The following is a 22,619-nucleotide window of genomic DNA, read 5'->3' as shown; positions in this document are numbered from 1 at the left end:
TCATCCTTGTTTGTGTTTCAGCGGCAGCACCCGAACCAGGTCGCCGGTCTTGACGTCGAGCGCGGTGGCTTCGGCGGCGTTCATCTGGAACACGCCGTCGTGCGGCACGCCCGCCGCGACGCCCACGCGAAAATCGCCGAGCGACGTATTCGACACCATCGAACGCGGTGCATCCTGCGATGCGCCTGCGGGCACATCCGCGATTTCGACCGGCACCAGCACGCTTTCACGAACCGTGCGCAAGTCGGCGATATGACATTCGAGCACCGGACCCGCATCGAAAATATCGACGTGATTCTCGTAGCGCAAACCTTCCGCTTCGAGCATGCGGCGCGCGGGAATCGTGTCGTTATGCGTGAGGCCAACGCACTTCTGCGCTTCGTCCGGCAGCAGTTCGACATACACCGGATAGCGCGGCATCAGCTCCGCAAGAAACGACTTGCGGCCGTGCGAACTCAAATAATCCGCCGCGTTGAAATCGATCTGATAGAAATGCGAGCCGACCGCGCGCCAGAACGGCGACGTGCCTTCTGCATCGAAATGGCCGCGCAATTCCGCGCACAGCCGTTGCGGAAAGCGCTCGCGAAACTGCGCGAGAAACATGAAGCGCGAACGCGACAGCAAACCGCCGACACCGCTCGTGCGATATCGCGGGCTCAGAAACAGCGAGCACACTTCGGCGTAACCGGTCAGATCGTGCGAAATGTTCAGCGCGCTCATGCGGGTCCAGATGCCGAGATCCTGGCTTGCATGCACCACCGTGCTCACACGGTAGTTGTAGAACGGCTGTTGCAGACCCACCGCCGTTTCGATCCCGCAAACACCGGCAACGTCGCCGGTCTCCGTGTCTTCCATCACGAAGAAATAGCCTGCTTCATGCGGCTCGGCCTTGTCTTCCATCGTGCGGCGCGCACGTTCCACGCGCGCCGCGAGTGCATCGCGATCCGGCTTGAAGGTAGTGAGGCCTGGGCCGGTTTCCTGCGCGAGCCGCATTAGCGCATCCACATCGCCTCGTTGCACAACGCGAACGACGATCATTGCGCCTCTCCCGAATGTTCTTCCTGATCCTGCCGATGCAACGGCACACAACGCACTGCATCGCCTTCCTGTACACCGAGCGCGGCGCGCGTTTCCGCTGCAAGCGTTGCGTCTTTTCCTGCTGCCAATTCGCCCAGCACGCAACGGAATTCGCCATCGTCATTGTTATGCGCGATCAGATACGTCGATGCATTCATCGCATCCGCTTCTCTCGCCTCATGCACGACGCGCGTTTCGTTACGCGTCACACACGCACTGCGATCCACCTGCGCGGTCAGCACCGGACCCGCATCGAAAATGTCGATGAAGCGGTCGGTCTCGAAGCCCTCTTCCTGGTGAATCTCATACGCGAGCCACGCTTTCGAGTCGGGTTCGCCGAGCACGCGCTGCGCCGCTTCCGGCAGCAACGGCACGTACACGGGATAGGTCGGCATCACTTCGGCGATAAACGTGCGGCTACGTCCACCCGATTCGATTTCGATGTCGGCGAAATCGCGGCCGAAGAACTTGCGCCCCACCGCTTCCCAGAATGGCGACACGCCGTTTTCATCGGTGACGCCTAGCAGCAGCGAGAACACCTCGGGTGTGAAGCGCTTGCGATTGGCGGCGATGTACATCATCCGTGCGCGCGACATCAGGTGCGCGGCGGCGTCGTTACGCAGCGACGGGTCGATGTAGTAGCCCGCAAGCCGGCTTTTTCCCGTGAGTTCATGCGACATGGTCAGCGCGTGAATCTTGCGATTCACGTGCAATTCGCGCGACGCATGAATCAGCGCGTCGTTGCGGAACGCGTAGAACGGGTCCGAATAACCGGCTGCGGCAACGATGCTTGCCGTACCCATCAGCTTGCCGCTCGCGCCATCTTCGAGGACGAACAGATAGAACTCCTCGCCCGGAAAATCGACCTCCGCGCGAAACGAGTCTTCCGACAACGCGATGCGCGCTTCGAGCGCGCGCCGGTCGTGCGGCAAGGAATGCAGCACCGGCTGCGCGGTGCGCGCCATATGTTCGAGCGCATCGAGATCGGCGAGGCGGCTGGGGCGTACGAAGAGCATCATCGTTCCTGTTGAATGTGACGCATGGTTCGCGGCTTCCGCTCCATGCTGTGAATCAACGCGCCGCCGCTTGCACGTTGGCCTCGACGATTTCGCCGAACGCCTTCGTCAGGCGCTCGAAGCCTTCGTTCATGTCGTCGAGCGGCATGATCAGCGACGGCACGAAACGCAGCACGTCCGGCCCCGCCATCAGCATGATCACGCCATGCTGACCCGCAGCCGTGACGAAATCTTTCGCGCGGCCCTTGAACGCATCGGTCAATTCCGCACCGATCAGCAGCCCCTTGCCGCGCACTTCTTTGAACAGACCGAAGCGCTCGTGCAGTTTCGCAAGGTGGCCCTTCAGTGCTTCACCGCGAGCGCGCACGCCTTCGAGCAGCTTCGGGTCGCTGACCAGTTCCACAACCTTCTCGGCGATCGCCGTGCCGAGCGGATTGCCGCCATACGTCGTGCCGTGCACGCCGACCTTGAAATGCGCGGCCAGTTCGTTCGTGGTCAGCATCGCGCCGATCGGGAAGCCGTTGCCGAGTGCTTTCGCCGTGGTCAGGATGTCCGGCGTCACGCCCGTGTCCTCGTACGCGTAGAAGTAGCCGCTGCGGCCCACACCCGTTTGTACCTCGTCAAAAATCAGCAGTGCGCCGTGCTCGTCGCATGCTTCGCGCAAGGCCTTCAGGAACGCCGGATCAGCGGGAATCACGCCGCCTTCGCCCTGAATCGGCTCGACGATCACCGCACAGGTTTTCGCGCCGATCGCTTGCTTCGCCGCGTCGATATCGTTGTACGGCAGATGTTTGATGCCGGCCGGCACCGGGCCGAAGCCTTCCGAATACTTGGGCTGACCGCCGACGCTCACCGTGAAGAACGTACGCCCGTGGAACGACTGCGTGAACGAGATGATTTCGTCTTTGTCTGCGCCGAAACGGTCGAATGCGACGCGGCGCGCGAGCTTCAGCGCGGCCTCGTTCGCTTCCGCGCCGGAGTTCGCGAAGAACGCGCGGTCGGCAAACGTGAGGTCTTCGAGACGTTTGGCAAGACGCAAAACCGGCTCGTTGGTGTAGCCATTACCGATGTGCCATAGCTTGCCGCCCTGCTCGTGCAGCACCTTCAGCAGTTCAGGGTGCGAGTGGCCGAGCGCGGTGACGGCGATGCCGCCGGCGAAGTCGATATAGTCGCGGCCCTGCGTATCCCAGACGCGCGAACCGAGACCGCGATCCGGTACGAAGGCGGCGGGCGAAAACACCGGCACCATGACTTCGTCGAAGGTCTGGCGTGTCACAGTCAGGTCGTTCATGGCAAATCCTCGTTACGGGTGAGAGGTAATACGAGTAGTGTAGGAAACCGCACGCGATACGTCTTGCGCATACGCGACGCTTTCTATGAGGTTCCACGCGCGTGAACAGCTTGCGGTGCGCGCGGCGGTTCGCTACATACAGCGCGTCAATCCACCTGATCCGGCCGCTCGATCAGCGCGCCCGGCCGAGGCTCGCTCGCCACGCTGCCGCTCGCGCCGGTCTGCTTGTCGATCCAGTTACGACGATCCTCTCGCGGTGTGACACCAAAACGTTCGCGATACGCATTCGAAAAATGCGCCGCCGACGAAAAACCACAAGCGAGACTGATCTGCACGACCGATTTGCTGGTGCGCTGCAATTGCGTGCGCGCTTTCGAAAGCCGCAAGCCCAGGTAGTATTTGGACGGCATCGAGCCGAGATACTGACGGAACAACCGCTCCAGCTGACGACGCGATACGCCGACGAGGCCGGCGATTTCATCGGTGGTGAGCGGGTCTTCGATATTCGCTTCCATCAGCAGCAACGCGTCGTTCAGACGCGGATGCCGCTCGCCCGGCGCGGTCACGAACGGAATGCGCTGACGCTCCTCGCCCGCGCGCAATACGCCGACGCCGAGCGTATCGGCGATACGGTCCGCCAGTTCGGGGCCGTGTTCGCGGCCGATCATCGCGAGCATGAAGTCGACGGTGGCCTGACCGCCCGCGCAGGTCGCGCGATCACGGTCGATTTCGAAAATCTGCTGGGTAACGATGGAGCGCTCGAACTGCTCGGAAAACTGCTGATAGGTTTCCCAGTTGACGCTCACGCGATAACCGGACAACTGCCCCGCCATCGCGAGCCACCACACGCCGTGATGAATGCCGGTGACCAGCGGCGTGCGCTGGCCGACCCGCGACAGACTCGCGAGAAACAGCCGGTAGTCGGCGAATTGCTGAAACCGCTCGCTGACGATAATCAGCCAGTCGCATGAAATTGCGTCGCCGAACGCGGCGTCGGCGGGCCATTGCGCGCCGCCGGAAAGCGGCACCGCGCGACCGTCCCACGAACACACCTGCACGCGATACAGCGCGCGCCCGTCGATTTCATTGGCGAGATTGAGCGCGTCGACAATCGGTCCGACGCCCGACATCGACACGGGCGGCAACGCGACGATAACGACCTGCGTGGTGCGAGCCGGGCTGGACGTGCGAGGAGGCATCGTTAAAGAACAGGCGCGGAGGCGAAGAGCCGCGCGTTACTTCAGGCTGCCGGACAAGAACTGCTTGAGCCGCTCGCTGCGCGGCGACGTCAGCACCTCGGCGGGCAGCCCCTCTTCTTCGGTGCGGCCCTGATGCAGGAACATCACATGGTTCGACACGTTGCGCGCAAAACCCATTTCGTGCGTGACGACGATCATCGTGCGGCCTTCTTCGGCGAGCTTCTGCATCACCTTCAGCACTTCGCCGACCAGTTCGGGATCGAGCGCGGAAGTGGGTTCGTCGAACAGCATCACGTCGGGGTTCATTGCCAGCGCGCGCGCAATCGCCACACGTTGCTGCTGACCACCCGACAGATGCGACGGATACTGCTTTTCCAGACGCGGCGCGAGACCGACTTTCTCCAGATACTCGCGCGCCCGTTCTTCGGCTTCGCGGCGCGGCACGCCGAGCACATGAATCGGCGCTTCGACGATGTTCTCGATCACGTTCATGTGCGCCCACAAATTGAAGTGCTGGAACACCATCGCGAGCTTCGTGCGGATGCGCTGCAACTGCTTGTGATCGGCGACTTCGAGATTGCCCGCGCGATCGGGCTTCGTCTTCACCGCTTCGCCGTCGACGACGATCTGACCGGCGTTCGGCCGTTCGAGAAAATTGATGCAGCGCAAGAATGTGCTCTTGCCCGACCCGCTCGCGCCGATGATGCTGATCACGTCGCCCTTGTTCGCGTTCAGCGACACGCCCTTGAGCACTTCGTTGTCGCCATAGCGCTTGTGGATGTCCTGCACGGCGAGCTTGCAAGCTTCGGTTTGAGTCGTGTGGAGCAAGATGCTCTCCCTTTGAAAATGCGGATCGATCTGTGACGGCGCGTCTTCAGTTGCGGCGCCGCGATGCGGAGATGCGACGCGTCAGTGCGTGCGCACCGCCAGATAAGCCAGCCAGTGACGCTCTGCGCGGCGGAACAGCGCCACCAGCGCAAACGACACCACCAGGTAAATCAGCGCCGCGAGCCCGAACGCGTTGAACGACTGATACGTGGCGGAATTCGCGTCGCGCGCGACCTTCAGGATGTCGGGCACTGTGGCCGTGAAAGCGACCGTGGTGGCGTGCAGCATCAGGATCACTTCGTTACTGTACAACGGCAATGCCCGCCGCAGCGCGGACGGTATCACAATGCGCCGGTACATCGTGAACCAGCTCATGCCGTACGCGCGAGCCGCTTCCACTTCGCCGTGCGACGTCGAGCGGATCGCGCCCGCGAAGATCTCGGTGGTGTACGCGCAGGTGTTCAACGCGAACGCGAGAATCGCGCAGTGAAAACCGCTGCGAAAAAACGCGTCGAGCAGATTGTGCGAGCGCACGACATTCAGGCTGTAGATGCCGGTATAGATCAGCAGCAATTGCACGTAAAGCGGCGTACCGCGAAACACGTACGTGTAGATTCGCACCGGCGTCGAGAGCCAGCGGTTCTTCGACACGCGCGCCACGGCCAGCGGAATCGAGCACACGAAGCCGATGCCGATCGACGCCACCAGCAGCCACAGTGTGACCGCGAGACCCGATACGCGCTGACCGTCCCAGTACAGGAACGCGCGCCAGAATTGATTGAGGATGTCGATCATGGTCTTGTCAAAGCTCCGCGTGCCGCACGCCGATCGAATAGCGCCGGCCCAGCCAGATCAGCACGAGATTCGATACCGAGGTGATCGCCAGGTAAATCAGCGCGGCGACCAGAATGAAGAAGAACATGTTGAAGGTGCTCTTGCCCGCGTCCTGCGCGGCCTTGACGATATCGGCGAGACCGATGATCGACACCAGCGCCGTCGCCTTGACCAGCACCTGCCAGTTGTTGCCGATGCCGGGCAGCGCGAAGCGCATCATCTGCGGAAACAGGATGCGGGTGAACACGCGCGCGCCGCTCATGCCGTACGCGCTGCCCGCTTCCAGTTGGCCGCGCGGCACGGAGAGGAACGCGCCGCGAAAGGTCTCGGTGAAATACGCACCGTAGATGAAGCCGAGCGTCAGCACACCGGCCACGAACGGATCGATGTCGAACTGCGGCAGATTCAACGCGTCGGTCAGATTGTTGACCCCGATCTGGATGCTGTAGAACAGCAGCAGCATCAGCACGAGGTCGGGCACCGAGCGGATCAGCGTCGTATAGCCGGTCGCGATGGCCCGCAACGGACGGTTGAACGACAGCTTCGCGGCCGCGCCCGCGAGTCCGAGCAGGACGGCCGTCGCGAGCGACAGCACGGACAGCTCGATCGTCTGGATCGTGCCGGCCAGCAATACTGGGCCAAAGCCGTATAGGAACACGCTTGTCTCCATCCAAGTTTTTGAGGATGTCACGGATGGCGTCGGCATGGCCCGGCGATGCTGCACGCCTGCCCCGACTCATCCGGCATGGCGCGGAGTCTCGCAAGCGAAAATCAAATGCTCAAATATGGGGCGTGCGGTTTGTTGCGACGCAACATTCGACGCTTGAGCGGCTCTCGCCGCTCGCAGCGCTTGGTTTTACGGGGGATATGTTTTTGTAAGCTGCCTCGCGGGCGGCACGCGCCGCCGCGATTTAGCAAGTTTCGGGTCGCTTTTTCGATAGATCGTTTGGGCGTGAACGAGACCGAACGAAGCTGAAATCCGCGATCCCGCCAGCGTTTAGTCCATTCCCAGGCGCGCGCGGATCGCCGGCAGCATGTATTCGACCGCCGCGCGCCCTTCTTCGATTGCCGGCGCCGCGCGGTGAAAATCGAAAATGCCCATGCCGCCGAGCCGCGGCTGGATCAGGATGTCTGCCGGCTCTCCCGCGAGCCGGCTGCGCGTGATCCGCACCTGCATGATGTCGATGCTTTGCGCGACCGAACTCAGCATCGACGGTACGCGCGCGCTGCGCGGCGGCGCGACCCGCACGTCGTCGGTGACGGGTGTGTCGGCGGGCGCGAGCCAGCGCGGCCACGGCTTGCCGTTGCGGCGTAACGAGACCGGCGGCGGCGCGGCCGGATCGAGCGCGGGTGTTTCAACCACCGCGCCGCCGAAATCGCGGCCGTTCAGAATGTCGTTATTCAGATCGATGGCGATCACGCAATCCGCGCGCATACCGCGTGCAACCGACACCGGCACCGGATTGCTCAGCCCGCCGTCCACCAGCCACACGCCGTTGTGCCACACGGGCGTGAAAATGCCCGGAATCGCAATCGATGCGCGCACCGAGTCGATCGTGCTGCCGTCCTGAAGCCAGATTTCGCGGCCGGTATCGAGTTCGGTGGCGACCGCCGCGAACGGCATCTTCAGTTGCGCGATCGAGCAACCGGCGAATTTCTCCGCGAATAGCTGGATCACCTTGCGTCCGCCGAGCAGGCCGCCCGAGATGCGCAGGTCGAGCAGGCGCACCACCGTCTGCCAGCTAAGACGCGATACCCACTCTTCGAGCCAGTCGAGATCGCCGTTCGCGTACACGGCGCCGACCAGCGCGCCGATCGACGTGCCGCACACCACGTCGGGCTTGATGCCCGCGTCGTGCAACGCGCGAATTGCCCCGATATGCGCCCAGCCGCGCGCGGCGCCCCCTCCCAACACCAGCCCGATACGGCTGTACCGACGTCGACGTATCATTTTTTACCCCGCTTCGTTCACTGCTTCGTTTTTTGACTGACTACCTGCTAGCGTCCGCGAATCACGTCTGAGCGCGATGTCGTATACACCTTCTCGTTACGGTCGAAATGCACGTTGAAAAAGCCCTCTTCGGTGACGCCGCCTTCGCGCCACTTCCAGCTCCACACAGTCTCCGGTTTGAGCGGATACACCGCCACCTGACCCGGCTTGCCAAGCAGACGCCGCACTTCGTCCTCGGTCATGCCCACGCGGATCTTGCCGAAATTGGCGGCTGTCAGCACCTGGGTGATAGCTTGCAATTTACCGTCACGGTCGATGTCGACCATGTACGTATTCAAACCTTGTGGACCACGCGGATACTCGAAACGTTTCGAGCCGTCGGTGAAAGTGCGCTCGGTTTCCGGCTTGCCCATCTGATCGCGGACCTGCGCTTCGGTGGTCACGCCCGGCGTCATATCCTTGAGCAGTAGTGCGTCCGGCTTGACGGCGTTGAAGAATTCCTTGAGTTTTTGCACGGCCTGGTCGCTCTGTTGTTCGTTACAGCCGGTCAGTGCGATGCACGCGGCCAGCACGGCGGCAGTAAGCAGTTTGAAACCCACAGCGAGTCCCTGTTCGGGCGTGCCCGCCAGGGCACGCGGTTTGGTGTTGTGGCGCGCTTGCCCGGCGCGCGTCGCCGGGTCGTGTCCAAGGATAACCGCGCATCACGAAAACGGCGAGCGAGGCGGGCACAAAGGCAACACCGTGCGCGGCGGCTTACCGGTTGAGAATGCGAAGACGGAAAAAACTACAGGACGTCCCGCAAAAAATGCAGGTTTTGCTGCGGACGAGTGACGAATGATGTGTGCAGAACGTTGCGGCGAACGCGGTTTTTTGGCGCTTGTGTAGAGCGTTGCGGCGAACGCACTTTTCGAGCGCTGAAAAAAACCGTCGCCACAAGCAAAAAGGCGACGCTGTGCAAAGCGTCGCCGGATCGGTCGATACGGTCAACCGGAAATGAAAGCGGCCTGCAGATTCGGTGAGAGCTTGCGCAAGCCGCCTGGCTCGAAGCAACGGGGACGACACGCAGCGGTCCGGTTCCGGCGAAGCGGTGAGCCACCTTGGCGACTCACCTCGCGCCATCGACGGAATGGCAAACCGCTGCTTGGCTGGCCGTCCTGGTCCCTCGATAAGCCTTCCTGATGGCGATAATCTAAACGGATCGGCGGCTTTAGACGAGAGCGCGTTTACACCGAATCGGCAGATGATTTCCACCAGCGGCCCACGCAAAACGGCGCCTCGCGATAAGCGGATCAGATCACCCGGAAGCGGTGCGTGCCGTCCCGCTCCAGTTGCGCGACCAGCCCCTGCTCCCACTCCAGATACGCGTTCATCGCGTCGAGCGGGTGATCGGTGCCCTCGTAAGGACGGCGATACCGGTCGATACGCGGCGACGCCATGCGCGTCTCCCCGCTTTCGACCGGCAGACCCGCGTCGATCCACGCCGCCGTACCGCCCGTGAGCACCTGTACGGGGCATCCGGTCAACGCAGCAACTTCCGGCGCCGCAAAGCGCGCGAGCAGACTGCTGCCGCATGTCAGCACATAGCGTTGCGCATCGGGCAACTGGCGCAGCACATCGCCGAGTTGCGAGCGGATTACGAACCACGCGCCGGGAATATGACGCTTCACATAATTCTCGCTCGACGTGAAATCGAGCACCACTGTGCCGCGCGATTGCAGCAACGTGACGAGATCGGCTCCCGTGATTTCGTCGGCGGCGGGTGCGGCGGGCGCAAATCGCGCTGCGGGCGCCGGGCCTTTCTCGGCGAAGTCGGCGGGCATCAGGCCGTCCACGACGTACGCCTCGATGTTCATCTGCGCGAGCCACGACGCCGTCATGTTCGCGCGCACGCCGTCGTTGTCCGCGAGAATCACGCGCGCGCCGCGCACCGGCGCGAACACGTCGGCCTCCTGCACCAACTGGCCGCCCGGTGCGCTACGAAAGCCGGGCACGTGCCCCGCTTCGTATTCTTCCGGCGACCGCACGTCGAAGCGATACACGGTACGCACCGCTTCTCCGGCCCAGCGGCGAGCCTCGTCGCGTGACGTGCGGCCTACCCGCGCGCGATCCGCGAGCGCACGCGCGGATTCGGCGGCGGCGAGACGCACGGCGTCGCCGGTGGCGGCCGGGTCGAAGCGGCGTGAGCTGCCGTGCGCGAGCGGCTGACCCGACAACGTCCAGCCGATCGTGCCGTTGCGCAGCGCCGCGACCGGATTCGGCACACTCGCATTGATCAGCGACTGCGCGCCGATGATGCTGCGCGTGCGCCCCGCGCAATTGACGATGATCCGCGTGGCCGGGTCCGGCGCGAGTTGCCGCGCGCCCAGCAGCAATTCCGCGCCCGCCACGCTGATGCTGCCGGGAATATTCATGGTCTGATATTCGTCGAAGCGGCGCGCGTCGAACACGACGACGTTGGCCTCGCTGTCGATCAGATCCTGCACCTGCTGCGCGCTCAACGTCGGCGTATGACGCACCTGCTGCACGAGTTCGCCGAACGCCTTGCCCGGCACGTTGACGTCGCGGAACAGTTCGCCGCCGGCCGTGCGCCAGCCTTGCAGGCCGCCTTCGAGCAACGCGACATCGGTATAGCCCAGTTCGGTCAGGCGTTCGGCGGCGCGTTGCGCGTAATTTTCGCCGGCATCGAACAGAACGATCGGCACCGCGAGACGCGGCAAACGCACGGGTGCGTCCAGTTCGAGCCGCGATAACGGCAGATTCGCGGCAAACAACGGATGACCGCCTGCGTGCGGCTCCTCTTCCCGCACGTCGAGCAGCGCGATTTCCTCGCGCTCCAGCAACGACGCACGTACATCTTCGAATGATCGGTTACGAAACTCTTTAACGAAAGTCATGAGATAGCAGACTCCTTCGAGGTTCTTCCAGACAGTCCATATGCTTTAACGACACGTCATCCGGGCAGCTCTTGAAAAACTCGCGGCCTGTGCCGCGAGAATCGAGCGGACGTGTAACAGCAACCCTGAGTACTAATGCGCACCAGCAAGCACCAATGCTTTAACCGTACACGCGATTGCGGATCTGCGTACGATCGCCAGAAGACGTTTCGCGGTAATTCCCGCAGTCGAGCAGTTGATCGACGCGCGTGAGCGATCCGGCTGGATAGGGGTCGACGTGCAATTTCCGCGCCACGAAAAGCGGTGTCCTTCATACGAAATGGTGGCCAGAAAATGTGGGGCGCCCACAAACCCCCTTCCGCAAACGTGGACATCCGCGCACCGTCAGCAGAAAAGCGAAACCTTTGCCACAATGCGCCATCGCGTGAAAGCGCCCGAAACAGCAAGTGAACAGACAATGATCCCCTTCTCAGTCCTCGATCTGGCGCCGGTCAACGCGGGCGCGACGCCCACCGACGCATTCAGGAATTCGCTCGATCTCGCGCAGCACGCGGAAAGCTGGAACTACCGCCGCTTCTGGCTCGCCGAACATCACAACATGACAGGTATCGCGAGCGCGGCGACCTCGGTGGTGATCGGTTATGTGGCCGGCGGCACGAAGACCATTCGCGTCGGCTCGGGCGGCGTGATGCTGCCGAACCACGCGCCGCTCGTGATCGCGGAGCAGTTCGGAACGCTCGCGTCGCTCTATCCCGGCCGGATCGACCTCGGCCTCGGCCGCGCGCCGGGCACCGATCAGAGCACCGCGCGCGCGTTGCGGCGCGATCTGCAAAACAGCGCGGAGTCGTTCCCCGACGACGTCGTCGAATTGCAGCGCTATTTCGCCGATCCGGTGCCGGGTCAGCGGATTCGCGCAGTGCCGGGTGCGGGTTTGCAGGTGCCGCTGTGGCTGCTGGGTTCGTCGCTGTTCAGCGCGCAACTCGCGGCGGCGCTCGGTCTGCCGTTCGCGTTCGCATCGCACTTCGCACCCGATTACATGCTGACCGCGTTGCAGGTTTATCGCTCGCAATTCAGGCCATCCGCGACGCTCGACAAGCCGTATGCGATGGTCGGCGTGAATCTGTTCGCCGCCGATTCCAACGACGAAGCGCAGCATCTGTTCACGTCGCTGCAACAGCAGTTCATCAATTTGCGACGGGGCACGCCGGGGCAATTGCAGCCGCCGGTGGAACGGCTCGAAGCGTCGGAGATGGAGTTGAATAACGTTGCGCATTCGCTCGCGTGCACCGCGTTGGGAGATCGCGACACGGTGCGCGATGCACTGAAGTCGATCATCGATCAGACCGGCGCGAACGAGTTGATGCTGACCGCGCAGATTTACGATCACAAGGCGCGGTTGCGCTCGTTCGAGATTGGGGCGCAGGTGCGGGAAGAGTTGGCTGCCGCGAAGTGATTTGATGTCGTCACGACGATTGGAACTCAAGCCTCGTTGCCGTTCGAATTTCGTTAGGCGAACCGCTTGAGCGATCGTCGCTGGCAGCAACCGTTTAACAGAAAAAGCCGGCGTTTCGCCCCCGTGTCGTGACTTGCCAACTAGCGGCGGACGTTTATCTTCGACGTTCGCCGTGTCGTAACGAGTGCCGCGCGCGCTCCCCCGCGCTCACGAAACCGCTTCAACCTCGACACACTCGCCGCCAACCTTATCCAGCGCGTTCAGCAGCCCTGCTCGCAACGCGCTCAATGCATGACTCTTTTCGTCGAGTTCCTTGAGCTTTGCCTGCAAACAGGCCACTTTTTGCTCCGCTCCAAAACCCGGACCATCCCACACATCGATGACGTCGCGAATTTCCGCGAGCGTGAAACCTAGCGCCTTCGCGTGGACGATCAGACGAATCCGTTGCAACGCGAGCGCGGAATAACACTTGTAGGTATTCGATACGTTGGGTTGCGTGGCCTTATCCAGCAGACCCATTCTCTCGTAATAGCGAACCGTATCGCGGGAAACGCCCGCCTGTCTGCATAGCTCGCCAATGCGCATGCTGCCTCCATCCAGAGTCGTGAATCGACATTAGGACTTGACCGTTGCCTACAGTCAACGGTTTACAGTCCTCTCCGTCTTTCACTTCCCCCTGCACGACATGACCACCCCCTTCGATTTTCGCGGCAAGACCGCTCTTGTCACCGGCGCATCGTCCGGTATCGGACGTGCGTTTGCCTTCGCCCTGGCTAAACGGGGAGCCCGACTGCTGCTGGTAGCGCGCTCGCACGACAAGCTGCGCGATCTCGCCGAGGAACTACGGCGCGACTACGCGTGCGACGCGGATTACCTGACTGCCGACTTGAGCACGTCCGAAGCGGTACACGCAATCGCCGCTCACCTGAAGGCAGCGGAAAGAGTCGTCGATGTTCTGGTCAACAATGCGGGCTTTGCGGCGTATGGACGCTTCGAGTCCATTCCGCTGTCGCGTCAGCGCGATGAAGTGCTGGTGAACTGCATGGCCGCGGTCGAACTGGCGCATCTCGTGCTGCCGGGCATGCTGGCGAAATCCGCTGGCGTCGTCATCAACGTGGCGTCGACGGCGGCGTTTCAGCCCGATCCGTACATGGCCGTCTACGGCGCCACGAAGGCGTTTCTTCTGTCATTCTCCGAAGCCGTCTGGGCCGAGAACCGGCATCGGGGAGTTCGGGTGGTCGCCGTGTGTCCGGGCGCGACGCAAACCGGTTTCTTCGACGTCGTCGGCGCGCAGGAAGCCGCCGTCGGCACGCCGATGCCGGTGGCAAGCGTGATCGACGATGCTTTTTTTGCGGTGGACCGCAACAGAAGCCATCGGGTTGTCGGGAAGGCGAACCGGCTGCTTTCCTGTCTGCCGAGACTGTTGAACCGTCAGGGCGCGGCCCGACTTGTCGAGAGGATGCTCAGGCCGAGGCAAGCGCACGCGCTGGCGACAGGGCACGCAAACAGCTAGGCGCGGGCTATTCGTATCCAGCGACGTAAAGCAAAAAAACATCGGCGCCCGCGCTGTGCCGTTAGCGACCGTGCGGGCGCCGCACCACCAGGTTCAGAACATCGGGATTCACCGCCCAAGCACCGTCACCGTAGGAAACTGCTTCAGATACCAGGTATCCCGCCGGTCGCCCATATAACGAACGTCGAGCAGTTCGGCTGTGCGAACAGGCTCGGCTGTCACGCCGCGATCGACCAGACCCTGCAGCACGTCGCGACGCAACCAGAACAATGTGCCGTTATAGACCGCGGGCAAATAGTCCGTCCTGAATTGAGCGACGGAATATATCCCGCTGTCGCGGCTCCAGTCGCCGTGCGTTTCGATGACTTCCGGGCGCTCGCTGTGCAGATAATCCGCGAAACCCGCGAAACCGCTACGTGCCAGCGACGGGCTGGTCAACAGCCCCGAATCGAGAATCTCCAGACGCTCGCAGCACAATGCCGTACCGCCGACGTCCGGCGTCATGAACTTCAGCGTCGGCTGCCCCAGGTACTCGCGCAGACGATCGACCGACGTACCCGTCATCGCGTAGTTCTCTGGCGTAATACCGCGCCAGTCGCCGGGGAAATCGCCCCACCGTCGTTGTCTGGCTCCGCTCTCCGCAACATTCATTGCAGCCGGCAACACGCCATGCATCGACGCACCGAGGATCACCGTGTCGATGTTCTCGCGCAGCAACGCAAAGTTGAACAGGAACGTTCCGGCCAGGCACAGCAACAGTCCGCTCAATACACGCGGCCGACGCATATTCGCAAGACGTTCCGCGAGAGAAAGAACGAGCAGCGGAAGCACCCCCACGAACATCCGCCCGATATACCCCCAGTTTCTGCCCGACACGAGTGCGAATATGCCGAACGAAACGATGAGAAGCATGGGCATCGGATCCAGACGGCGCTGCTGGCCGCCCCGCCCGCTCAGGCACATGCCGATCAGCAGCGCGGCATTGATGAACAGAAAATCCTTGAGTCCGCGCAGCTTTTCGAATGCGTTGTCCCAGCCTTTTTTGGTGTAAGGCACCTGTAGCTTGGCGAGGATGGTGTTCGGGATCAGCACGCCAAAGACGTAATACCGCCAGATAGTCAGCAGCACAAAGCAGAACACGACCCAGACGCCCATCCGAAAGGCACGCGGCCGATCCTCCCGGTAAAACACGACGATCCACCCGAGCGCGAAACCCAGATAGACCACCGCTTCGAAACGGGTCAGCATCAGCAGCGGAATCAGTGCATAAACGAGCGACGATTGCGCGCGCCAGCAGAGGACGAACGCCACCAGCAGCAGCGCAAAGATCGTCATTTCCATGCCGTTGATGATCTCGGCCTGGAAGGTCGGCAGCAGCCCCAGCACGCTCACCACGATGAGACGGTGCGTCGGGTTGGGGAGACTCGGTTGCAGTGCGCGCCACACGAGCACCAGAGTGGCGCAAAGCGAGATAAAGGAAATCAGCTGCGCGGTCCTGATCGACTCCAGAAAACCCGGATGGGCGAGCCACTGCCCCATCGCCAGCATCCCCGTCAGCAGCAGACTGGACGTACCTTCGACCGGCACCGACACCGGTGTCAACGCGAATATCCCGTGCTGCCCCAGCGTACGCGCGTAGGCCACGGTGATGGCGCTGTCGTCCCAGCCGTAAGGGCCGACCAGCGCTATCGCCGTCAACGAAAGCACTGCATACGCGACAACGAAAAGGAACCCGGTGGCTCCAATTCTCTCCTCGATACTTTGCGTAACGTGCTCGGACATAGGCGGCCTGAGTAAGCTGACGGATAAAACATCGGGAAAACGACGTGCGGACGTCGCGTCGAGAATCTGGACGGCGGAATAAAACGGGAAGCTGCTACGGGAATTGCCCGATTGGGCGTGCGTCTTCGCAACGATCTCACGCGACTCTCTGCGACATCGGCCAATATCGCTGTTTTTTGGGCCGCGCCTGGTTGAGAGTCGATCGTCTTTTATTTATTTTCGATGCCGCGGCAGATAAATCTGCGGGCTGGAATACGTCGCAAGGTGTCGACGTTTCATTGAGTGATGCCGGTGTTCCGGCCCACGGGTCCGGCCAGCATCAGGAAGATCGCACCGCCTCTGGCCGTGACGCGATGGGTCCGTCACCCGCTGTTGGGAGGCCTCGGAGTACCGTAAAGACTCCGAAAGCCTCTCGCCCTCTCTTCCTTTCACCGATTCGTCGGCACCGCCGCCAGCCCATCCAGCAGCGCCTTATGAAACGCCTGCGGGTCCTGCATTTGCGGCGCGTGGCCGTCGGCGGCGAATTCGACCAGCGTCGCATGCGGAATCGCTTTCGCCGCCGCTTTGCCCAACTCCGGGTAATGGCCGATCTTCGCGCGCACCTCGGGCGGTGCGGCATCCTTGCCGATCGCCGTGGTGTCCTTCTGGCCGATCAGCAGCAGTGTCGGCATGCTCAGTTGACCAAGCTCGTAAACAACAGGCTGCGTGTAAATCATGTCGTACAGCAGCGCGGAATTCCACGCGACGATGTCCTTGCCCGGTCCGCGATACATGCCCGCGAGCATCTGCACCCACGGCTCATAGTCGGCGCGCCACTGACCGGCGTAATAAGTGGACTGCTCGTAGCGGCGGATGCCGTCGGCGGTCGTCTTCAGTTCGCGCTCGTACCATTGATCCACCGACAACGACGGCACGCCCTTCGCCTTCCAGTCCTCCAGACCGATCGGATTGACCAGCACCAGTTGCTGCGTCTCACGCGGATACATCAACGCGTAGCGGATCGCCAGCATACCGCCGGTCGAATGGCCGATCATCGTCGCGTCCGTCACGCCGAGCGATTCGAGCAGCGCGTGGGTATTGCGTGCCAATTGTTGAAAACTGTACTGGTAGTGCTCGGGCTTGCTCGACTTGCAGAAGCCGATCTGATCCGGCGCGATCACGCGATATCCGGCATCGCTGAGTTTCTGGATCGTTGCGTCCCAGGTCGCCGCGCAGAAGTTCTTGCCGTGCAGCAGCACCGCCGTGCGGCCGTTCGGATGCGCCGGCTTGACGTCCATGTAGGCCATTTGCAGCGCGACGCCTTGCGACGTGAAATCGAAACGCCCGACCGGCGCGGGATAGGTAAAGCCCTGCAATTCCGGGCCATAAGCGGGGCCGCTGTTATCCGCGGCGGCGCTCACCGACGCGGCGCTGGCCGCGACCGGACTCGCCTGGCTCAACGCGGCAGCCGCTGCGACGCTTGCCGGCGTGGCGGCCGAAGCAGAAGACACGGCGGGCGCAACCGCGCACACGCAGACACTCAACAGGGCAAGCAGGGCATGACGGCGAAAATTCATCGAGATTTTTTGCAAAAAAGAAACTGCGAAGAACAGGCGGGAAATCGCGTGGACCAGCCAACCGGGCGGCCACGATAGAAGCGCACGATTCTACGACGCACCGCCCGACCGTGCCGCCAATCGCGCAGGCTTAACGCTGCGGCAACCTGCGCGATCGTCATGAACCGCGCCATTCTCGCTGTCAGCCGCGGCCTCTCCGACCTCCCGCCGCCTGTCCGTATCGGCCACAACCGCGCCGTTCCGCTTTGGCACGCATATTGCGACAGCCCACCTTGCCCTCTATGTGTCGTGCCGCACGGATACGCGCGCTGCAACAGCCGATTGTGCGCAGGTGGGGCACCTCGGCGTGCATCCGCGAAATTCAGGCTTTTGGCTGTGGACCATTCGGTGCTAGAACTACCTGACGGGCTCGCGGAGACGAACCGCCTGGAAGAACGAATCAGCAGCGCGAATCAGCAGCGAAGAAGCCGGCGATCCACGAGACCAGCAACTGACAACCAGATCATCCGGGGCATACTAATCATGGAGACAGACATGGACACTCCGTCACGGCTGAACGATGTGCAACGCTCAACCCTCGCCATCGTCCTCGCAGGCGGCAGAGGCACACGGCTCGGCCCGCTCACCAACAAGCGCGTGAAGCCCGCGGTGCACTTCGGCGGCAAATACCGGATCATCGACTTCGCGTTGTCCAACTGTCTGAACTCCGGCATCCGGCGCATCGCCGTGGTCACGCAGTACAAGGCGCACTCGCTGTTGCGCCATATGCAGCGCGGCTGGAGTTTCCTGCGCGGCGAATTCGGCGAATTCATCGACCTGTGGCCGGCGCAGCAGCGCGTGGAAGGCGCTCACTGGTATCGCGGCACCGCCGACGCGGTGTTCCAGAACCTCGACATCATCCGCTCGATCCGGCCGAAATACGTGGTGGTGCTGGCAGGCGACCACATCTACAAGATGGACTACACGCGGATGATCGCCGACCACGCGGAGAGCGGCGCGGATTGCACGGTGGGATGCATCGAGGTGCCGCGCATGGACGCGGTCGCGTTCGGTGTGATGGCGGTGGACGAAAACCGCCGCGTCACCGGTTTCGTCGAAAAGCCCGCCGACCCGCCCTCGATGCCAGGCCGCCCGGACATCGCGCTGGCCAGCATGGGCATCTATGTGTTCAACGCCGACTATCTGTACTCGCTGCTCGAAGAGAACATTTCGTCGATCGATACCGACCACGATTTCGGCAAGGACATCCTGCCGCGCGTCGTTACCCAGGGCACGGCGATCGCGCATCCGTTCAGCATGTCGTGCGTATCGTCGGACCCGAGCGTGGAGCCGTACTGGCGCGATGTCGGCACGATCGACGCTTACTGGGCGGCCAATCTCGACCTCGCGTCGACGATCCCCACGCTCGATCTGTACGACCGCAACTGGCCGATCTGGACTTACGTGGAACAGTTGCCGCCCGCCAAGTTCGTCCGCGATATGAAAGGTTTGCAGGGCTCGGGCAACAACCTGATCGTCTGCGGCGGGTGTGTGATCTCGGGGTCGCAGATTTCGCGCTCGGTGTTGTCGTCGAACGTCAAGGTGAGTTCGTTCTGTAATATCAATGAGGCAGTCTTGTTGCCGCAGGTCACGGTCGGCGCGAGTTGCCGGTTGCAGAAGGTGGTGATCGACCGCGGCTGTGCGATACCGGACGGTACGGTGATCGGCGAGGATCCGGTCGCGGACGCCGAGCGGTTTTATCGCACGGACGACGGTGTCGTGCTGGTCACGCCCGAGGCGCTGCGGCCGAAGTCGAAGTAAGGTGGCGGGGGTTGGGCGGGCGAGGTGCACTGCCCGCCCGTGCGGGGTGGCGCCGCCTGCCAGCGCGATCCTCACGTGTCCGAACGCATGGTGCTGAGGCTCTGTCACCGCGCTGCTGCATCAGACCGTCGAAATCGACGAACCTTACCGGACCCCTCGCACCTGAACCAGCAACATCGACTAACCCGGAGTGAGACTGGCCTATGACGATTCGCGCCCTGCACGTCGCAAGCGAGCTGTATCCCCTTCTCAAAACGGGCGGTCTCGCCGATGTCGCGGGCGCACTGCCGCCCGCGCTGATCGAGCGCGGCGCCGATGTGCGGGTGCTGCTGCCCGGCTTCCCAGCCGTACTGGCCGGTCTGACCGACCTGCATCCGGTCGCGCAGCTAGGGCGCCGCTTCGACACACCGGGGATCACGCTCGAGCGCGGCACGCTGGGGGCGAACGGGCTGATCGTCTACGTGATCCGCGCCGAGTCGCTGTATAACCGGCCGGGCAATCCGTATCTGAACAACGAACACGTGCCCTATGGCGACAACGCGCAGCGTTTTGCGCTGCTCGGCTGGGTCGCCGCACAACTCGCGCAGCAACTGGACCCGACGTGGTCCGCGCAGATCGTCCACGCGCACGACTGGCACGCCGGGCTAGCGCCCGCCTATCTGAAAGCGGCCGAGCGCCAGCACGGCCGGCCGGTCGCGCGCAGTGTCTTCACCGTGCACAACCTCGCCTATCAGGGCGTGTTTCCCGCGCACCAGTTCGGCCAACTCGCGCTGCCGGACGACTTCTTCAACATCGCCGGCGTCGAGTTCTACGGACAACTGTCGTTTCTCAAAGCTGGCCTTTTCTATAGCGACCGCATCACGACCGTCAGCCCGACCTACGCGCGCGAAATCCAGACGCTTTCGCAGGGCGGCGGGCTCGACGGACTGCTGCGGCATCGTTCGCACGATCTGAGCGGGATCCTGAACGGCGTCGACTATGCCGTCTGGAATCCCTCCACCGACGCGCTGCTCGACACTCACTACAGCGCCACCCGTCTCGCCGGCAAAGCGGCCTGCAAGGAAGCGTTGCAAAAGCGCTTCGGCCTCGCGCAGAAAAGCGACGCGCTGCTGTTCGGCGTGGTGAGCCGTCTGACCGAGCAGAAAGGCCTCGATCTGCTGCTTGGCGGCGTGCCCGAGATCGTCAAACGCGGCGGTCAACTGGTGGTGTTCGGCACCGGCGATCCAGCGCTCGAGAACGGTTTGAAACGCGTCGCGCAGTCGCATCCCGAGTCGGTGGCGGTCGAACTCGGTTTCGATGAAACGCTCGCGCATACGATCGTCGCGGGCAGCGACGTGATCGCCGTGCCGTCGCGTTTCGAGCCATGCGGGCTCACGCAGTTGTACGCGCTCGCTTATGGATCGCTGCCGCTGGTGCATTGCGTTGGCGGTCTCGCTGACACCGTGGTGGACGCGTCGCTCGAAAATCTCGCCGACGATCTCGCCACCGGCTTCGTCTTCGAACGATTCGAGCCGCACGGACTCGCCGCCGCGATCCGCCGGGCCTTCGCGCTCTACGACCGGCGCACCGAGTGGAAAGCGACGCAACGGCGCGCGATGCAGCAGGATTTCGGCTGGGGCGCGTCGGCGGAGCGCTATCTGGCGTTGTATCGCGAGCTGACGTAGGCGCGCGTGGCGGTGGTTTGAGCCGCCTGTCCGACGGCGTTTCAAGCCGCATCTACACGGTTCGCGCCTGGATCAGACACGGTTCAAATACCGCTCTCATGCGGCTGTCCCTCGCGTCGGATACCTCCGCCGTTTGCCGCCCGGCAGCTTCAGCAGGCCGCCCGCCCCCCCTTCCGTATGATGGTTCGACGCAACAACACAGGGGACGGATCGACTCGCGCGCGCGAAACTCCTGTATTGTTTCCTGACGATGCAGCGTGTAGACGTTTCCTGCACCATCATCTGAAGCAGCTCTGCCGTTTGGGGCGGCCGGTCGTTCCCGGCTCGTCGACTCGGCGCACCCTACCGTTCTCTCTATTCGCGCATCCCCGTTTGCGCGAGCGACACCATGACAAAAAGCGTTCTGAGCATCCAGTCTCACGTTGTCTTCGGACACGCCGGCAATAGCGCGGCCGTGTTTCCCATGCGCCGGCTCGGCGTCAACGTCTGGCCGCTCAACACCGTGCAGTTTTCGAATCACACGCAATACGGCCATTGGACCGGCAGCGCAATCGACTCGTCGCAGATGGAGGAACTGGTCGAGGGCATCGGCGCGATCGGCATGTTGCCGCGCTGCGACGCGGTGCTGTCCGGCTATCTGGGCACGCCCGAGCAGGCGCAGTCGGTAGTGGAGATCGTCAAGGCGGTGAAGGCGGCCAATCCGCGCGCGTGGTATTTCTGCGATCCGGTGATGGGCGCGGCCAGCGGCTGCAAGGTCGAGCCCGGCATTCAGGAATTTCTGGTCCGCACGATGCCCGAAGTCGCCGACGCGATGGCGCCGAACCATACCGAATTGCAACGCCTCGTGGGCCGCGAGATCGAGACGCTGGAAGAAGCGGTGACCGCCTGCCGCGAAGTGATCGCACGAGGGCCGAAGCTCGTGCTGGTCAAGCATCTGCTGGATCGCAACAGTCCCGCCGACCGGTTCAACATGCTGGTCGTCACCGAGCGCGAAGCGTGGATGGCGCAGCGTCCGCTTTATCCGTTCGCCCGGCAGCCGGTCGGTGTCGGCGATCTGACCAGTGCGGTGTTTGTCGCGCGCACGCTGCTCGGCGATTCGATTCGCGCGGCGTTCGAGCATACGGTGGCGGCGGTGAATGCCGTGGTCAAGACAACCTGGCAGGCCGGACGGTACGAACTCGAACTGGTGGCCGCGCAGAGCGAGATCGCGCAGCCGCACGAGTGGTTCGATGCGTGGGTTGCGGAGACGGCCTAGCCGTTGCGGGTGACCGATGGTCGGCGGCAGTCGTTAAAGATCAGTCGCGCTTCGGCCACCCGGCGTCGCGGTCTGCGACTTTCGCAGTGCTCGCTGCCGCAGCCGCCGCGCGTTCCGCGCGCAGCGCCACGACTTTGCGAGTCGCCTCAATGGCATTTTGCGGGTAGTCCACGTCGCTGAACTGGTAGCCGACGCTTTGATAGTCGGCCAGCTCGGCGAGCACCTGCGCCCGCGTCAATCCTGCCGCCTGAGCCTGGGTTACGCCCAACCCCGCGCCGAGCGCCACTAATCCTGCCACGCTGACGCACAACCGCATCCAAACTGCCTTCATTTCAATTCTCCTGTTGACTCGACCCGAACGGTCAACAGAAGTCTAACGAGCGATGCGGCGCGGAAAATCCCCCCGGCGAGGAAGGCACTGTTACCTGGTGGGCGGGCAATCCGCGAGCATCGCGCTGGTCCGGCCGGGGCCGCCGCAAACCGCCGCTGTCAGCCGGGCATCCTAT

General features: G+C 62.9%; 20 protein-coding genes. 5 read left to right on the top strand and 15 right to left on the bottom strand.

What is annotated here, in order from left to right; genetic code table 11:
- The 11 genes from astA to BLS41_RS39940 all read right to left on the bottom strand — a co-directional run bounded on the left by astA (position 1) and on the right by BLS41_RS39940 (position 11,385).
- Positions 1–1,038, bottom strand: coding sequence for an arginine N-succinyltransferase (gene astA, locus BLS41_RS07380; RefSeq protein WP_074763706.1), 1,038 nt, complete (start codon positions 1,036–1,038; stop codon positions 1–3).
- Complete coding sequence (gene aruF, locus BLS41_RS07375; protein ID WP_074766352.1) at positions 1,035–2,093, bottom strand: arginine/ornithine succinyltransferase subunit alpha; 1,059 nt, start codon at positions 2,091–2,093, stop codon at positions 1,035–1,037. Before aruF ends, astA begins: the two co-directional genes overlap by 4 nt.
- Positions 2,094–2,148: 55 nt before the next feature.
- On the bottom strand, positions 2,149–3,384 hold the full coding sequence (locus tag BLS41_RS07370) for an aspartate aminotransferase family protein (protein ID WP_074763705.1): 1,236 nt from the start codon (positions 3,382–3,384) through the stop codon (positions 2,149–2,151).
- 146 nt (positions 3,385–3,530) lie between these two features.
- On the bottom strand, positions 3,531–4,583 hold the full coding sequence (locus BLS41_RS07365) for a GlxA family transcriptional regulator (protein ID WP_074763704.1): 1,053 nt from the start codon (positions 4,581–4,583) through the stop codon (positions 3,531–3,533).
- Positions 4,584–4,619: 36 nt separating this feature from the next.
- Positions 4,620–5,411, bottom strand: a complete 792-nt coding sequence (locus tag BLS41_RS07360) for an ABC transporter ATP-binding protein (RefSeq protein ID WP_074763703.1) — start codon at positions 5,409–5,411, stop codon at positions 4,620–4,622.
- A gap of 81 nt (positions 5,412–5,492) precedes the next feature.
- Entirely contained in the window at positions 5,493–6,206 is a 714-nt protein-coding gene (locus tag BLS41_RS07355) for an ABC transporter permease (RefSeq protein WP_074763702.1), read from the bottom strand.
- 7 nt (positions 6,207–6,213) lie between these two features.
- Positions 6,214–6,903, bottom strand: coding sequence for an ABC transporter permease (locus BLS41_RS07350; RefSeq protein ID WP_074763701.1), 690 nt, complete (start codon positions 6,901–6,903; stop codon positions 6,214–6,216).
- A gap of 339 nt (positions 6,904–7,242) precedes the next feature.
- Complete coding sequence (locus BLS41_RS07345) at positions 7,243–8,196, bottom strand: patatin-like phospholipase family protein (RefSeq protein WP_074763700.1); 954 nt, start codon at positions 8,194–8,196, stop codon at positions 7,243–7,245.
- A 47-nt stretch (positions 8,197–8,243) separates the two neighbouring features.
- Positions 8,244–8,795, bottom strand: a complete 552-nt coding sequence (locus BLS41_RS07340) for a hypothetical protein (protein WP_074763699.1) — start codon at positions 8,793–8,795, stop codon at positions 8,244–8,246.
- A 690-nt stretch (positions 8,796–9,485) separates the two neighbouring features.
- Positions 9,486–11,090, bottom strand: coding sequence for a rhodanese-related sulfurtransferase (locus BLS41_RS07335; RefSeq protein ID WP_074763698.1), 1,605 nt, complete (start codon positions 11,088–11,090; stop codon positions 9,486–9,488).
- Between the two features lie 160 nt (positions 11,091–11,250).
- A complete protein-coding gene (locus BLS41_RS39940; RefSeq protein WP_290439518.1) occupies positions 11,251–11,385 on the bottom strand; it encodes a hypothetical protein in 135 nt (44 codons plus the stop codon).
- Positions 11,386–11,547: 162 nt separating this feature from the next.
- Here BLS41_RS39940 and BLS41_RS07330 point away from each other — a divergent pair, with 162 nt between their 5' ends.
- Complete coding sequence (locus tag BLS41_RS07330) at positions 11,548–12,543, top strand: LLM class flavin-dependent oxidoreductase (protein ID WP_074766349.1); 996 nt, start codon at positions 11,548–11,550, stop codon at positions 12,541–12,543.
- A gap of 207 nt (positions 12,544–12,750) precedes the next feature.
- Here the strand turns inward: BLS41_RS07330 and BLS41_RS07325 are convergent, their stop codons facing one another.
- Complete coding sequence (locus tag BLS41_RS07325; protein ID WP_074763697.1) at positions 12,751–13,128, bottom strand: heavy metal-responsive transcriptional regulator; 378 nt, start codon at positions 13,126–13,128, stop codon at positions 12,751–12,753.
- A 100-nt stretch (positions 13,129–13,228) separates the two neighbouring features.
- On the opposite strand from BLS41_RS07325, the gene BLS41_RS07320 reads away from it, so the two are divergent.
- The gene (locus BLS41_RS07320; protein ID WP_074763696.1) at positions 13,229–14,056 is read left to right on the top strand and encodes an SDR family NAD(P)-dependent oxidoreductase; all 828 of its coding nucleotides are present in this window, start codon (positions 13,229–13,231) and stop codon (positions 14,054–14,056) included.
- A gap of 108 nt (positions 14,057–14,164) precedes the next feature.
- Here the strand turns inward: BLS41_RS07320 and BLS41_RS07315 are convergent, their stop codons facing one another.
- Together BLS41_RS07315 and BLS41_RS07310 are read right to left on the bottom strand one after the other, a co-directional pair.
- The gene (locus tag BLS41_RS07315) at positions 14,165–15,838 is read right to left on the bottom strand and encodes a hypothetical protein (RefSeq protein WP_074763695.1); all 1,674 of its coding nucleotides are present in this window, start codon (positions 15,836–15,838) and stop codon (positions 14,165–14,167) included.
- Positions 15,839–16,266: 428 nt separating this feature from the next.
- Positions 16,267–17,400 carry an alpha/beta fold hydrolase gene (locus tag BLS41_RS07310; RefSeq protein ID WP_429250385.1) on the bottom strand — a complete coding sequence of 378 codons (1,134 nt, stop codon included), beginning with the start codon at positions 17,398–17,400 and terminating at the stop codon, positions 16,267–16,269.
- Between the two features lie 528 nt (positions 17,401–17,928).
- Between BLS41_RS07310 and glgC the strand changes: the two genes are divergently transcribed.
- The 3 genes from glgC to pdxY all read left to right on the top strand — a co-directional run bounded on the left by glgC (position 17,929) and on the right by pdxY (position 22,113).
- Entirely contained in the window at positions 17,929–19,194 is a 1,266-nt protein-coding gene (gene glgC, locus BLS41_RS07305; protein WP_074763693.1) for a glucose-1-phosphate adenylyltransferase, read from the top strand.
- Between the two features lie 203 nt (positions 19,195–19,397).
- Positions 19,398–20,858 (top strand): glycogen synthase GlgA, encoded by a 1,461-nt coding sequence (glgA, locus tag BLS41_RS07300; RefSeq protein WP_074763692.1) that lies wholly within the window; start codon positions 19,398–19,400, stop codon positions 20,856–20,858.
- 388 nt (positions 20,859–21,246) lie between these two features.
- The gene (gene pdxY, locus BLS41_RS07295; protein WP_074763691.1) at positions 21,247–22,113 is read left to right on the top strand and encodes a pyridoxal kinase PdxY; all 867 of its coding nucleotides are present in this window, start codon (positions 21,247–21,249) and stop codon (positions 22,111–22,113) included.
- A gap of 40 nt (positions 22,114–22,153) precedes the next feature.
- Here the strand turns inward: pdxY and BLS41_RS07290 are convergent, their stop codons facing one another.
- On the bottom strand, positions 22,154–22,444 hold the full coding sequence (locus BLS41_RS07290) for a DUF4148 domain-containing protein (RefSeq protein WP_074763690.1): 291 nt from the start codon (positions 22,442–22,444) through the stop codon (positions 22,154–22,156).
- Between the last annotated feature and the right edge of the window lie 175 nt (positions 22,445–22,619).

Origin of the sequence: Paraburkholderia fungorum (genome assembly GCF_900099835.1) — a bacterium.
GTDB lineage: Bacteria > Pseudomonadota > Gammaproteobacteria > Burkholderiales > Burkholderiaceae > Paraburkholderia > Paraburkholderia fungorum_A.
This window is presented reverse-complemented; position numbering and strand designations above follow the sequence as displayed.